The organism is Deinococcota bacterium, from assembly GCA_030858465.1.
Lineage (GTDB): Bacteria > Deinococcota > Deinococci > Deinococcales > Trueperaceae > JALZLY01.
The window spans coordinates 1-13,711 of sequence record JALZLY010000124.1; the positions used below are offsets into that span (position 1 = coordinate 1).

At 65.3% G+C, this 13,711-nt stretch carries 12 protein-coding genes and 1 pseudogene; 7 read left to right on the plus strand and 6 right to left on the minus strand.

All coding sequences use genetic code 11. The features are described from left to right. The 4 genes from M3498_05870 to M3498_05885 form a co-directional block, all read left to right on the plus strand. Positions 1 to 537, plus strand: a 537-nt coding sequence (locus M3498_05870) for a hypothetical protein (GenBank protein ID MDQ3458810.1), incomplete at its 5' end; no start/stop codon positions are given. Between the two features lie 267 nt (positions 538 to 804). Next, positions 805 to 1,812 (plus strand): ABC transporter substrate-binding protein, encoded by a 1,008-nt coding sequence (locus tag M3498_05875; protein MDQ3458811.1) that lies wholly within the window; start codon positions 805 to 807, stop codon positions 1,810 to 1,812. 99 nt (positions 1,813 to 1,911) lie between these two features. After that, positions 1,912 to 4,137 (plus strand): iron ABC transporter permease, encoded by a 2,226-nt coding sequence (locus M3498_05880; GenBank protein MDQ3458812.1) that lies wholly within the window; start codon positions 1,912 to 1,914, stop codon positions 4,135 to 4,137. Beyond that, positions 4,134 to 5,246, plus strand: coding sequence for an ABC transporter ATP-binding protein (locus tag M3498_05885; GenBank protein ID MDQ3458813.1), 1,113 nt, complete (start codon positions 4,134 to 4,136; stop codon positions 5,244 to 5,246). Before M3498_05880 ends, M3498_05885 begins: the two co-directional genes overlap by 4 nt. 46 nt (positions 5,247 to 5,292) lie before the next feature. Here the strand turns inward: M3498_05885 and M3498_05890 are convergent, their stop codons facing one another. From M3498_05890 to serA, 5 genes are all read right to left on the minus strand, one after another. Continuing rightward, positions 5,293 to 5,775 (minus strand): RES family NAD+ phosphorylase, encoded by a 483-nt coding sequence (locus tag M3498_05890; protein MDQ3458814.1) that lies wholly within the window; start codon positions 5,773 to 5,775, stop codon positions 5,293 to 5,295. A 21-nt stretch (positions 5,776 to 5,796) separates the two neighbouring features. Then, complete coding sequence (locus M3498_05895) at positions 5,797 to 6,231, minus strand: MbcA/ParS/Xre antitoxin family protein (GenBank protein ID MDQ3458815.1); 435 nt, start codon at positions 6,229 to 6,231, stop codon at positions 5,797 to 5,799. A 42-nt stretch (positions 6,232 to 6,273) separates the two neighbouring features. Then, entirely contained in the window at positions 6,274 to 6,627 is a 354-nt protein-coding gene (locus tag M3498_05900) for a hypothetical protein (protein MDQ3458816.1), read from the minus strand. Positions 6,628 to 7,059: 432 nt separating this feature from the next. Beyond that, positions 7,060 to 8,196, minus strand: coding sequence for an alanine--glyoxylate aminotransferase family protein (locus tag M3498_05905; GenBank protein MDQ3458817.1), 1,137 nt, complete (start codon positions 8,194 to 8,196; stop codon positions 7,060 to 7,062). Further along, on the minus strand, positions 8,196 to 9,767 hold the full coding sequence (gene serA / locus M3498_05910; GenBank protein ID MDQ3458818.1) for a phosphoglycerate dehydrogenase: 1,572 nt from the start codon (positions 9,765 to 9,767) through the stop codon (positions 8,196 to 8,198). Before serA ends, M3498_05905 begins: the two co-directional genes overlap by 1 nt. Positions 9,768 to 9,866: 99 nt before the next feature. Here serA and M3498_05915 point away from each other — a divergent pair. Both M3498_05915 and M3498_05920 read left to right on the plus strand, forming a co-directional pair. Continuing rightward, a pseudogene (locus M3498_05915) lies at positions 9,867 to 10,034 on the plus strand (EVE domain-containing protein). An 18-nt stretch (positions 10,035 to 10,052) separates the two neighbouring features. Beyond that, entirely contained in the window at positions 10,053 to 11,327 is a 1,275-nt protein-coding gene (locus M3498_05920; protein MDQ3458819.1) for a Gfo/Idh/MocA family oxidoreductase, read from the plus strand. Between the two features lie 64 nt (positions 11,328 to 11,391). Here the strand turns inward: M3498_05920 and M3498_05925 are convergent, their stop codons facing one another. Then, positions 11,392 to 12,822, minus strand: coding sequence for a DUF4397 domain-containing protein (locus tag M3498_05925; GenBank protein ID MDQ3458820.1), 1,431 nt, complete (start codon positions 12,820 to 12,822; stop codon positions 11,392 to 11,394). Positions 12,823 to 13,292: 470 nt separating this feature from the next. On the opposite strand from M3498_05925, the gene M3498_05930 reads away from it, so the two are divergent. Continuing rightward, positions 13,293 to 13,711, plus strand: a 419-nt coding sequence (locus M3498_05930; protein MDQ3458821.1) for a protease inhibitor I9 family protein, incomplete at its 3' end; no start/stop codon positions are given.

Here is a 13,711-nt window from a genome sequence, read left to right on the forward strand (position 1 = left end):
GTGACGGTGTTCACCAACGCCGAGCCAGATGAGGATGTCCTCGGTGAGTACCCGGTCTTCAACGCCACCGCCGATGGAAGATTTGGCGACATCTACGACCCTACCGTGTGGGAGTCGCCTGCCTACCTCGATAACCGCTGGCGAATGCCGATAATCAGCAGCAACCTCCGGGCCTACAGCGATATCGAGCAATTCTTCGATTTTCTCGTTTCTAAGGAGGAGATCGTCAGGGACTATGCCGGCGAGTATCCTGGCCTGACCCTGGAGAACCTGAGCGACCAGCTGGGACAAAGTGCATGGAGATTGGCAAACGAGTTGATGCGGGACGGGAAGACAGAGGTTTCCGAGTATCTGGTCGATCAGATGGTTGAAGCCGACCGTCTGGGAAGAACGCATGGCCACCTCATGCGTTTCTGGGCAAGTCCTGACGACGCGTGGTTCTGGGACATCGTAGCTCCCTTAGAGAACGTCGTCATCGCTACGGACAGGCCGAAGGACGTGATGGCCTACCTCCAAGGCCGCGAGACGGCGAGGTGAAGATGCCTTGTTTCAAGACGAGCGACATGCTCAGGCCGAGGAGGGTCGCCCTCCCTCGGCCTGAGCCGCGCGCAAAGCCGTGGTGCTCGAGGACATTGGCGAGGAGATCGGCGACGAAGCGGCGCTCTATAACCTGGGGTTAGCCTGACCTGGCGCTGACCTGGGCGCGGTAGTTCTAGGGGGCGGTGTTTCTGCGCGTGGCGGCGTGTTATGATGGAGTGACACGCAGGCATACGCGCGAAGGGTCGCGCGAAAGGGGAGATACACATGAAGCGATGGTTGGTTTTCTTGCTGGCGGTTACTATTCTGGGCGGGCTGGCCTCGGCGCAGCGCGTCAACGTCCTTTGCAGCCCCGACCTGGCCTGGTGCGAGGCGCTGGGCCCGGCCTTTGGCGAGGCGACGGGCGGCGAGCTCGAGTTCATTCGCGTCAGCTCGCAAGACGCGCTGGCTCGCATTCGCGCCGAGGCGGCCAACCCGGTCTTCGACGTGTGGTTCGGCGGCACCGGCGACCCGCACCTGATCGCCGCCCGCGAGGGCCTCACCGAGTTCTACCGGCCCTCGGTTTGGGAGGACCTCCTCCCCAGCCTGCGCGAGGCCGTCGCCGACGAGTACATTCCGCTCTACGCCGGGGCGCTCGGCTTCGTCGTCAACGAGCAGGTCGTCGAGGAGCAAGGGCTTACGGTGCCGACGAGCTGGCGCGACCTGGCCGACCCGCAGTATCGCGGCCTCATCGCCATGCCCGACCCCAACTCCTCGGGAACGGGCTACACCATCATCGCCACCCTAGTGCAGATCTTCGGCGAGGATGAAGCCTTTGAGCTTCTGGCCGACATCCACCAGAACATCGCCCAGTACACCTCGTCGGGCAGCGCGCCGGGGCAGCTCGCCGGCCGCGGCGAGGTGGCCGTGGCGATTCAGTTCATGCACGACGGCGTCAAGTTCGCCCAACAGGGCTTTCCGCTGCTCGTCTTGGCCCCCGAGGAGGGCACGGGCTACGAGATCGGCGGCATCAGCCTCCTTGCGGGCGCGCCCAACCGCGAGGCGGCCATAGCGTTCATCGAGTGGGCACTGACGCCCGAGGCGCAGGCCATCGCCGCCGAACAGGGCGACTCCTACCAGGTGCAGACCAACATGGGCACCCCGGTCTCGCCGCTGGCGCCGGACTTGGACAGCATCAACCTGATCGACTACGACTTTGACCGCTTCGGCACGCTCGAGGTGCGCGACGCCCTGGTGGCGCGCTGGACGAACGAGATCTTTCCGACGCCGCGTTAGGCTTGCGCAGCGTCAGGCGGCGGAGCGATCTCGCTCCGCCGCCAAGCGTCATCAGGCCCCTTGTGAGAGCCCTCTCGTGAGCCCCTCCTTTTCTCGCTTATGAGGCGCGCCTTTGCCTTGGCCGCGCCGGGGTCGCGCCGGGGCCCGGCCGTCAGCGGCGCCTGGCTGCCGGCGGCGCTCGCCGTAGCCGGTTTCTTGCTCTTGCCCTTTGGCCGCCCCGGCCGCCCTTTCTTGCCGCTCGACGCGGCCTACGCGCCCTGGAACCTCGGCAGCCCCTGGCTGTGGCTGGTGCTCGCCTTTGCGCTCGCCGCGCTGCTCGTCAGCGTTCTGCCGCTGAGGACCGCGCAGCGCGGCGACCTGGTCGCGCTCTTTGCCGCGCTGGGCCTCGTGGCGGGGCTCGCTTGGCTCGTCGTCACCGCCATTCCCTTCGGTTTGGGCGCGCTCGTCTCGCTGGGCGCGCTGCTTACCGCGACGGGCTACGGGCTCAGCGAGTCCGGCCGGGTCTACGGCGATCCCTTTATCGCCGTCAGCATCCTCTTCGTGACGCTCTTCGTGGTGCTCTTTATCGTCTACCCGCTCCTTACTGTCCTGCGCGGCGCCATCGTCATCGACGGACGGCTCTCGCTGGCGCAGCTTCAGACGACCTTGAGCCACCCGCTCTTTTTCTTTCTCGATAATCCTCGCAGCGCCCGCGATGAGCTCGGGCTGACGGGTCTGTTCAGCCTGCTGGGCGCGCTCTTGCTGGGGACACTGGCGGCGTTCAGGCGCGCGTCGCTGGGCCGCGTGCTGGTTCAGCTGCTGCTCGGCGGGGTCCTGGGCGGGCTCGCGGGGGTGATGGTTTACGGCCGCGGCGCCCTGCCGACGAGCCTGCTGCTCGTGGTGATCGTGGCGCCCTCGTGCACGCTTCTGGGCCTGGCCTTCGCGCTTCTGGGGCAGCGGGCGCGCTGGCGGCCGCTGGGCCGCTCGCTCGGGGTGATGGGTCTCTTGCCGATCATCACCCCGCCTTTCATCCTGGCCTTTGCGATGATCTTTCTCCTGGGGCGGCGGGGTCTTATCACCTACGGTGTCTTCGATATCTCCTCGAACGCCATCTACGGCGTTCCCGGCGTGGCCTTGGCTCAGATCCTGGCCTTTACGCCGGTGGCCTACCTCATCTTGCGCGGCTCGCTCGCCTCCTTGAACCCGGCCTTGGAGGAGGCGGCGCAGACGCTCGGCGCGGGACGGTGGCACCTCCTGCGCACCGTCACCTGGCCGCTCCTGCGCCCCGGCCTCACCGCGGCCTTTTTGCTCAGCATGATCGAGTCCTTGGCCGACTTTGGCAACCCGCTGATCCTGGGCGGCGACCGCAACTTTCTCGCTACCGAGGTCTTTTTGGCCTTGACCGGCCGTTACAACCCGAGCGAGGCGGCCGCTTACGGTGTGGTCTTGCTGGCCTTGGTGCTGCTGGCCTTTTTCGCGCAGCGCTGGTGGCTGGGCGCGGGCTCCTTCGTCACGGTCACCGGCAAGCCGAGCGCCGGCGCCTTCGCGCGCCTGCCGGCCCTGCTCGAGGCCGCCCTGCTGGCCGTCTTTGCGGTCTGGACGGCCCTGGTCTTGGCGCTTTACGCCTCGATCATCGTGGGCTCGTTCACGCAGCTCTGGGGCGTCAACTACGCCTTCACTACCCAGCACTACCGGGACTTCATGCGGGCGGGCTGGCCGGTCCTGCTCTACACCGCTAGAGTGGCCGCCATCAGCGCCGTGCCCGCCATGCTCCTGGGCGGGCTGATCGCCTACCTGGTCGTCCGGCACCGCTTTTTCGGGAGGCGCTTCGTCGAGTTCGGCTCCTTGCTGTCCTTCGCCACGCCCGGCACGGTTATGGGGGTGGCTTACATCTTCGCCTTCAACACCGGCCCCTGGCTGCTCACAGCCAGCGCGGTGATCATCGTCCTGGCCCTGGTCTTTCGCAACATGCCGGTGTCTATTCGCGCGGCGACGGCCGGGCTCGCGCAACTCGACGTCAGCCTCGAGGAAGCCTCCACCATGCTGCGCGCGCGCTCCTTGGTGACCTTCAGGCGCATCCTCCTGCCGCTGCTCGCCAACACGCTGGTGACCGGTTTGATCTTCGCCTTCGTGAGCGCCATGACCGCGGTAAGCCAGGTCATCTTCCTGGTGAGCCCCGGCAACCAGCTCGCCACGGTCTTGCTGCTCGGCTGGGTCGAGCAGGGCCAGCTCGGCCGCGCCGCGGCGATGGGGACGGTCCTCATCGTGTCGATGCTCAGCCTCATCCTGCTCGTCCTCTTTCTGGCGCAGCGCCTGGGCGCCAAGCACACTGGAGGTGCCCAGTGACCCCGCCGATGACCCTGCCAGCGACCCCGCCAGCGACCCTGCAACAACTCCCCGCCGCGCCCGTCACCCTGCGAGGGCTCGTCAAACGCTTCGCCTCGAGCCGCCGGGGCGGCGGAGTCGTGGCGGTCGACCATGTGGACTTGGCGATCGAGACGGGCGAACTGGTCACGCTCTTGGGTCCGTCGGGCTGCGGCAAGACCACCACCCTGCGGCTGATAGCAGGACTCGAGCGCCCCGACGAGGGACAGATCCTGCTCGACCGCGAGGACGTGACCCGCCAGCCCGCCTATCTGCGCGACGTGACCATGGTCTTTCAGTCCTACGCGCTCTTTCCGCACATGAGCGTCTTTGAGAACGTCGCCTACGGCCTGCGGGTGACGCGCCGGCCCGCCGAGGAACTGCACCGCCGGGTGGGCGAGGCGCTCGAGCTCGTCGGCTTGCAGGGTCTGGAGGCGCGGGCGCCGAGCGCGCTGTCGGGCGGTCAGCAGCAGCGCGTGGCGCTCGCTCGAGCGCTCGTCATGCAGCCCAAGGTGCTCCTCTTCGACGAGCCCCTGTCCAACTTGGACGCCAAGCTGCGGCGGCGCGTGCGCGACGAGATCCGCCAGTTGCAACAGCGCCTCGGCATCACCAGCGTCTACGTCACCCACGACCAGGAGGAAGCGCTGGCGATCAGCGACCGCATCGTGGTCATGAACGGCGGGCGCGTCGAGCAGGTCGGCACGCCGCACGAGCTCTACGCGGCGCCAAGGAGCCGCTTCGTCGCCGACTTCATCGGCTCGGCCAACTTTCTCGCGGGTGACTACGACGGCGCGGCGGTCACGCTCGGCGACTACCGCTTCGCCCACGTTCAGGAGACGGCGCCCGGCAGGGTCACGGTGATGGTGAGGCCCGAGGCGGTGCAGTTCGCTGCCGAAGGGCTGGGGGCCAGGGTGCGGAGCGCTGCCTACTTGGGCTCGGCGACGGACTTTCTCTTCGAGACCCCAGCCGGCGAGGTGATGGCGGTGATGTCCGGCGAGGGCATGTCGCAGGCGCGGCCGGGCGACGAGGTCCGCTTGACCTTCAAGCCCGCGGGCATCTATCTCCTGCCCGCCGAGGGTGCGACGCGTTGAGTTCAAAAGTGAAGCCAGGAGTCGAGGCGGCCTGCACGCTTTGGGGTTAGCGTGGCACGTCACCACCGTCAGCGTTGCTAGACTTCTGCACAAGTCTCTCCACGCGCTCGTCAAAACTGAACGGACCGAGGTGCTCGAGCTTGACTTTGGCTAAGAAGTCGGGGTGATTAGGATTGAAGAGATAGTTGCTGCTCTCTGCTACCGCCACGGAAGGTACCTTTAGCGCCACACTCTCTCGCTTTCTGACCCACGCGTCCCCGTATGTGCGGGTAGCCGCTCTGTCATGGATATCAAGACTCGTTGCCGTCTCGCATACCAGTGCGGTTTCGAACGTGCAGCGGTAGAGATGGTAACCTCTGAGGTTCGCGTAAACTTCCCAGCCGTTCAGGATCTCAAGAGCGGCGAGCGCGGGATGCTCCGACGTGTAAACGATGACGGTCCCTTCACTGTTCCAGCGCGCCTGTGCGCCACGAGGCCTGAACGCGGCCAGAAGCGAATCTGTGTAGGCCAGCCGGTAGCTTCTGGTCACCGCTATGTCAAAGACGCTATGTCAAAGAAAGGAGCCGTCTTCAAGCGCGGTGACCACGCCTGTCAGCTTAGCCAGACCCACCCGCGTCTCGAGGAGGTCGATGGGACGTGCGCCGTCTAGGGTCTGCTTGGGGGTTTGGAACCAGTTCGGGGTATGCTCGGTGCCTATCAGGCTGGCGACCCGCGCGTAGATGTCAAGGGCGCTATAGGCACGGTCGAGCAACGCGACGTTCATGACCGGGTTGCGGCTCTTGCGAGAACGGCTGACGCCGAGCACGTTGAGCGCGTCTACCTTGCCAATACCCAGCAGCCCGGCGAGGTTGCCCAAAACCGCATCGAGCGACGTTTCCCCCACGAGCTGGTTGTGCAAGACGGCGCTTTCGACGGCGTCAGGGGTGGCAGCGAGCACTCGGTTGAACGCTTGAAGTCTCGTGTCTCTCAGCGCAGAGGTTACCATAGCAACATTATAGGTTGATAAAGATGCGTTTGCAAACCGTTGTCACAAGGCTCTAAGCGCCTCGATCGCCGCTCGCGCCAAGGCGGGTGCTCCCGCGAGCACCGGCGCAGCCTCGAGCGCCCCCGCGCCGGGGTCGCCGCCAGCCTCCCCTATGAGCATGAGCCCGCCCGCCTTGTCGTAGGGTTGCAGCCGGCCCGAGATGAAGAGTTCGGCCTGGCCCGCCGCGACCTGCGCCAGTGCCAGCGCCTCGATGCGCGTATCGGACAGCGTGACGGGGTCGGCGGCGTCCGACTTCTGCCGCGTCTTCAGGCCGCTGCGCTTGACGTCGTTCATGACCTCGAGGGCTTCATGGGCCAGCTCGAGGGCGAGCGCCTGCACGGCCGCTGTTTCATTCATGCCGGAACCCAAACGTGAGAAAAGCGTGCAAGAAAGACATGCCTGATTTTATCGTTTTCTGTTGCTGCCAAACTCTTGCGTCTAGAACGGCGTTTTTGAGTACCCAGGACATCACGCATAAGCCCTTCTAGGAATCGCAAGATGACGTTGGTTGTTGTGCAAATACTGTACTGGTCGTGCTTCTGGCCGGACGACGGTTGTCTAAAGTGCAAGACCCGTTTGTCAACTTGACCTCGAGCAACAGCTTCCGTTAGAACCAGAATACGGTGTGGAATATACTCCAACTCCTTTTTGCGTTTGCAGGTGAACGAGTCGCTGTCCCTTTCAGCGCCTGGTTAAAGTGCATAGCACACGAAAGTCTGCTCGAGCAAAGAATGGCATCTTAGCACCAGCCAGCCTCGAGCCACGAGTCTTGTGAGGCCGCCGACGTTCCTAGCGAACCTCGTTCAGGACCTCGAGCGCCCTGCTCACCGCTCGCCCGTAGGGAACCTCCCTGCCGAGGTCGCGCAACACGTCCTCGAGCGCCGCCGCCACCGCCACCGCGTCATAGGGGTCGGCGTAGCCCAGCAAGGACGGTCGGAAGAGGACGGGCTTAGCCTGGTCCTGGCCCCCGGCGATATGCATGCCGCGCGCGGCGAAGCCCCTGACGATAGCGGGCGCGGCGACGCCTTTGGGAGAAGCGAGCGCGGCCACGGCGGGGCTCGGGCGCTCGGCGTAGGAGCGGCAGCCGACGGCCTCGCCCGCCTCCAAAATCGCGCGGTTGAGCCTCTCGCGGCGCGCCCAGAGGGCCTCGATACCCTCCTCCAAAATCATGTCGAGGGCGGCGTCCAGGGCGTAGACGAGGCTGACGGCCGGGGTGTAGGCGGTCTGACCCTGCTGCTGGTTCTCGCGCTCCTTGCGCAGGTCCAAGTAGAAGCTCGAGTTGAGGTTATCGCTGCTCGCCCAGGCCCGCTCGGAGAGCCAGGCGAAGGCCAGGCCGGGCGGGCACATCAGACCCTTCTGGCTGCCCGAGAAGACGCCGTCCAGGCCCCAGTCCCTGGGACGCAGCTCCGCCGCCGCCAGGCTGGTCACGCAGTCCACGAGCACGAGCGCGTCGGGCGTTTCCCCTTTGACCGCGCTGCTCAGCGCCGCGATATCGTGCAGGACGCCCGTCGAGGTCTCGGAGTGGGTCGCCAGGACCGCCTTCACGTCGGGCCCTAACGCCGCCGCCACCTCCTCGGCCTTGACGGCGCGGCCCCAGTCGAGCTTGAGTTCGATGACCTCGTAGCCGTAGGTTTCCGCCAGCCTGAGCCAGCGCTCGCCGAACTTGCCGGCGTTCACCGCCAGCACCTTGGCGCCCCTGGGGACGGTGGCGAGCAGGCCGGCCTCGAGGGCGGCGCTGCCGCTGCCCGAGAGGATCACCACGTCGTCGCCGGGGACGCAGCTCACCTCGGCCAGCTTGCGGCGGGCCTCCAGCAGGAGCGCCTTGAACGCCGCCGTGCGGTGGTGCACGACCGGGCGGGCGAGCGCCGCCAAAACCTGCGGCGGCACCTCGACCGGGCCGGGGGCGTAGAGGCGGGGCCTAAACACTAGAAGCGCACCATGCTCAAGGTGCGGATCACGTCGGTCATGTTGCGGAGAATGTCGAGGACGCTCTCGGGCGGCACCTGGTCGAGGGTCAGGGCGAAGAGCGCCAGGCCGTCCTCTTGGGCGCGGCTCAGCTGCATGCCGGAGATGTTCACCCCGGCGTTGCCTAAGACCGTGCCCACCTTGCCGACCGCGCCGGGGCGATCGTAGTTGCTGCAGATGAGCATGGCGCCCTCGGGCTTGAGCTCGATGGGGTAGTCGTTGATGCTGACGATGCGGGGGTCATGGCCAAGCACCGTCCCGCCCACCTTGAAGGTCTCTTCGGAGGTGATGACACGCAGTTCGACGTGGCTGGTGTAGCCCCGGCCGCGCGCGGCCATCACTTTGGAGATCCTTATGTCGCGCTCCTTGGCGATCGAGGGGGCGTTGACGTAGTTGGGCGGCTCGTCCAAGATGGGCTCCAAAAAGCCCTTGGTCACCGCCACCGCGATGGGGTCGGGGTCGACGGCAAAGGTGCCCGCGAACTCAACTTGGAGTTCCCTCACCCGGCCGCGCACGAGCTGAGCGGCCAGGCTGCCGAGCGCCTCGCCGAGCTTGAGGTGCGGCCCCAGGGCCGCGGCTATTTCGGGCGAGAGCGCGGGCGCGTTGACGACGCCCCTCGAGTAGTCGCCGCGCAGGGCGAGGACGGTGCGCTCCAAGATCTCCGAGCCGACTCTAGCCTGCGCCTCGGCGGTGTTGGCGCCCAAGTGGGCGGTGAGGACGACGTCGTCGCGCTCAAGCAGGGGGTGGTCGGCCGAGGGCGGCTCGAGCACGAAGACGTCCAAACCGGCCGCGAAGAGATGGCCGGACTCGAGAGCGCCCAGAAGCGCCTCCTCGTCGATGATGCCGCCGCGCGCGGCGTTGACGACCACCGCGTGCTCGGGCAGGAGCGCCAGCTCGCGCGCGCCGATCATGCCCCGCGTCTCGTCGGTCAGCGGGGTGTGGACGGTGAGGAAGTTGGCCACTTTCAGCATCTCGTCCAGTTCGTCGAAGAGCTCGACCTTGAGCGCCAGGCTGCGGTGCCGGGTGATGTAGGGGTCGTAGGCCATCACCGTCATGCCCAGGCCCTGGGCGCGGCGGCTCACCAGGGAGCCGATGCGGCCGATGCCGACGATACCGAGTTTGGCGCCCTTGACCTCGCGGCCCAGGAACTTGCGGTCCCACTCTCCCTGGCGGATGAGCCGGTCCGAGCGGCTCACGCCCCGCGCGGCACAGAGCATGAGCGCGACCGCCAGCTCGGCCGCCGAGATGTTGTTGGCCTCGGGCGCGTTCAGGACCAGCAGGCCCCGGCGGCTGGCCGCGTCGATGTCGATGTTGTCCACCCCGACCCCGCCCCGACCGATCACCTTGAGGTTCTTGCCGGCCCTGACCAGGGCCTCATCGACTTGGGTGCGGCTGCGGGTGATGATGGCGTCGTAGTCCCCGACGATCTCGAGGAGTTCGTCTCGAGCGATGCCCTCGCGGTAGTCGACGTGGGCATCGAGATACTCCGCGTCCCCGAGCTGGATGGTGTCGGTTACCAGAATCTTGTACACGGGGAGACTATACCCCAAGACGCCAAGCGGGTAAGGACACCGGCGCCGGCAGGGCACTGAGGCTTCTTTGCGTATACTTCTCTTGCGTATACTTCTCTTATGTCAGCACCCCGTCACTGGCTGATCAAGAGCGAGCCCCGGGTCTTTGCTTTCGACGACCTGCTGAACGCTCCCGGTCGGACCAGCCCTTGGGACGGCGTGCGCAACTACCAGGCGCGCAACTTTATCCGCGACGAGATGAGGCCGCGGGAGTTCGAGACCGTGCTGGCGAAAGACGGCTGAAGCGTGGCCGCCACTCCCCTCGAGATCGCCCTGATCGGCGCGGGCAACCGGGGCGGCCGCGTCTACGCCGACTCCCTTCGCCGTCACCCGGAGCTCGCTCGCCTCGCCTTCATCGCCGAGCCCGACGGGGCGCGGCGAAAGGGCCTGGCCGCCCTGCACGGGCTCTCGCCTGACCGCCTCTACGCGAGCTGGGAAGACCTCTTTGAAACCGCTCCCGCCCCGGACGCGGTCATCATCGCCACGCCCGACCGGCTGCACCTGGGGCCCGCCATGAGGGCGCTCGAGCTCGGCTACCCCATTCTCCTCGAGAAGCCCATCGCGCCCACGCGTGAGGAGGTGCTCAGGCTCGCCCGGGCGGCGTCTTGTAGCCGGGGCTCGGTCACGGTCGCGCACGTGCTTCGCTACACCGCCTTTTTCGCGACCCTCAAGCGCCTTCTGGACGAGGGCCGCATCGGCCGGCTGATGACGGTCCTTCACCTCGAGAACGTCGGCTACTGGCACTTCGCCCATTCCTTCGTGCGCGGCAACTGGCGGAAGCTGTCGGCGGCGAGCCCGATGATCCTCGCCAAGGCCTGCCACGACCTCGACCTCTTGCGCTGGCTCGTCGGCGCGCCCTGTTTGCGCGTCGCCTCTTTTGGCGGCCTCGGCTACTTTAAAGCCGAGAGCGCGCCCGTGGGCGCCGGTGAGCGCTGTCTGGACTGCGCCGTCGAGCGCGGCTGCCCCTATTCCGCGGTGCGCTTCTACCTAGAAGAGCACGCCGAGAACCACGGCTGGCCCGTCTCCGCGATGACCGCCGACACCAGCCCGGAGGGCCGGCTGAAGGCCTTGCGGAGCGGCCCCTACGGCCGCTGCGTCTACCGCTGCGACAACGACGTGGCCGACCACCAGGTGGTAGCGCTCGAGTTCGCGGGTGCCGTCACCGCCACGCTCACCGTCTCCGCCTTTACCAGCGAGAACACCCGCACGCTCAAGCTCATGGGCAGCCAGGGGGAGATACGTGGCCACCTGGACAAGGGCGAGATCGAGGTGCGCGGCTTTTTGGACAACGAAAGTGACTTCATCCGGGTGGCGGCAGGCCCGGACCACGCGGGCGGCGACGACGGCCTGATGCGGGCCTTTTTGGAGCGCCTGCACATGGTCAAAGCAGGGCTCGAGGTTCCCGAGGCGCTCAGCTCGCTGGCCGCCTCCACCGAGAGCCACCTCATGGCCTTTGCCGCCGAAGAGGCCAGAGCAAAGGGCACGGTGGTCAAGCTCGGCGACCTAGAAGCACAGAGCTGAAGCATAGGACATAGCAAAGGCCCCTCGTACGAGGGGCCTCCAAGGCTTTTCGACTTGTCTCGGCTTAGTTACCCGCTCCCTCACCTCCGGTCGCGCCTTCACCGCCAGTAGCACCCTCACCACCGGTGACGCCTTCGCCACCAGTGGCACCTTCACCACCGGTCACACCTTCGCCACCAGTGGCACCTTCACCGCCAGTGGCACCTTCGCCACCGGTTACGCCTTCGCCACCAGTAGCACCCTCACCACCGGTTACACCTTCACCGGTTTCACCCTCGCCGCCGGTGGCACCTTCACCGCCGGTCACACCTTCGCCGCCAGTGACGCCTTCACCACCGGTTACGCCTTCACCTGCTGCAGCGTCTTCCATCATCCCCGTCTCGATCATGTCTTCTACGATCAAGGCTTCGGGCTGTCCTTGCTCGTCCTGAGTGATGAAGATGGTGTAGATCGAGCCGGACTGCAGCTCGTCGGTGCTAATTTCCACAATGGCTTCTTCGACCACTGCAGGAGCTTCGGTTTCTTGGTCTTCGGTTTCTTGGTCTTCGGTATCAGCTTCCTCAGTCGCAGCGTCTTCGGTTGCAGGGGTTTCGGTGGCCCCTTCGGCGCCAGCCGCGCGGATTTCCAGGCTGACTCCTTCGGGAACGGCAAAGTATTCGCTGAGGAGCGAATAGCTCAAGCCTTCTACGACTACGTCGCCGTCAACCGCCGCGACATCGACACTGCCGGCTCCAGGAAGCGCGTGGACCACCCGAACGAGCGCTTCATTTTCACCGGGAGGCGTCGTCACCTCGTCGAGAAAGACTTGGATACGCAAGGCGGTCGCTGCCTCTTCCGTCGGCGCCGTCTCTTCCGTTTCGGTCTCTTCCGTCTCTTCCGTTACTTCTTCCGTTTCCTCCGTCACCGGCTCTTCTTCCGTCACCGGCTCTTCCTCTTCTGTCATGGTCGCTGTCACGGCCTCTTCCTCGTCGCGTAGCGCGATGAGGGTATAGTACTGGCCCGGCTCGAGCTCGAGCATCGCCGTGAGAACCGGCTGGCCTTCGGCAGTCACCTCGATGTTCAACATGCCGGAGGGCACGGACTGATAGTCGCTCACATCCCTGAACGAGACGGCATTGAAGCTTGTCTCTTCGTCGGCAGCTTCAGTCGTAGGCTCTTCAGTTTCCTCGGTTGCAGGGTCCTCTTCGGTTGCAGGATCTTCTTCAGTCGTAGGCTCTTCGGTTTCCTCGGTTGCAGGATCCTCTTCGGTCGTGGGTTCTTCTTCGGTTGCAGGGTCCTCGGTCTCTTCGGTTGCAGGGTCTTCGGTTGCAGGGTCTGCCGTCATTGCCCCATCAGCCGTGATGGAAACATCGACAGTGGGGGCATCTGGAGCCAAATGCACAAAACGCACCATCGCCTGCTCACCCTCGGGCGCAGCCTCCTGGGTTTGCTGCTGGGCCACCGCCACGCTGAAAACCAGCGCAAGCATGGCAATGAAGATCGATAGCTTTTTCACGTCCGATATCCTCCTTCGCTAACCGTAACTTAAAACGAAAACTTAACGCGAGCCAAAAGTGTTACAGTTCAACCCTATACAAGAGAACGTAACAAAACCCTCACCACACCTTCACGAGCAAGCCTCTTGCATGGGCAAGCCCTTTGGTTGCACTTGCATGGGCAAGCCCTTTGGTTGCAAAAGTATCCTCCTGCCAGCCATGGTTCAGCCTGGAGAGGGTTTACGGGAGCTAGGGCATTTCGTCCTGCCGGAAATTTGCTTTTTTTGTCAAGAACTCACCACACCTTACCTTGGCAAGCAGAGCGGCAGATGCGCAAGACTGTACTAGCCTACATTTATGTGCAGACGCTTCACGGTATAGTAAGTTTCTACATCATAGCAGCACTCCACATGCAAGATCTCACTCCGGAAAGGGCGAAGGAAAAATGTCAAAGGCGTACCGATTAACCGTTTTGGTCGTGGTGGCGCTTGTGCTGGCCTCTTGTAGCCAGCAGGTGCCCACTCCCGAAGATGTCGGCAGTACCGCCGTCGATGGGCAATACATCGTGGTGCTCGAGCCTCGGTTCGCGCCGGGCGGTCACGCCGCCAACCAGGCCAGGGCCGCCGAGATCGCGCGCGGACTCGGCGTGCAGCCCAAGTATGCCTACGGCGCGGCCATCTTCGGCTTTGCCGCCGAGATTCCGGCGGGCCGTCTCCAGGCATTGCAACGCGACCCGCGCGTGAGGTACGTCGAGCAGGACCAGGTTGCCCACATCGCTGGGCAGACCGTCCCCACCGGCGTCCAGCGCATCTTCGCCGATACCAACGGCAAGCTGAACATCAACGGCAGCGACGACCTGCGCGTCGACGTGGACGTCGCCGTGCTCGACACCGGCATCGACCTCAACCA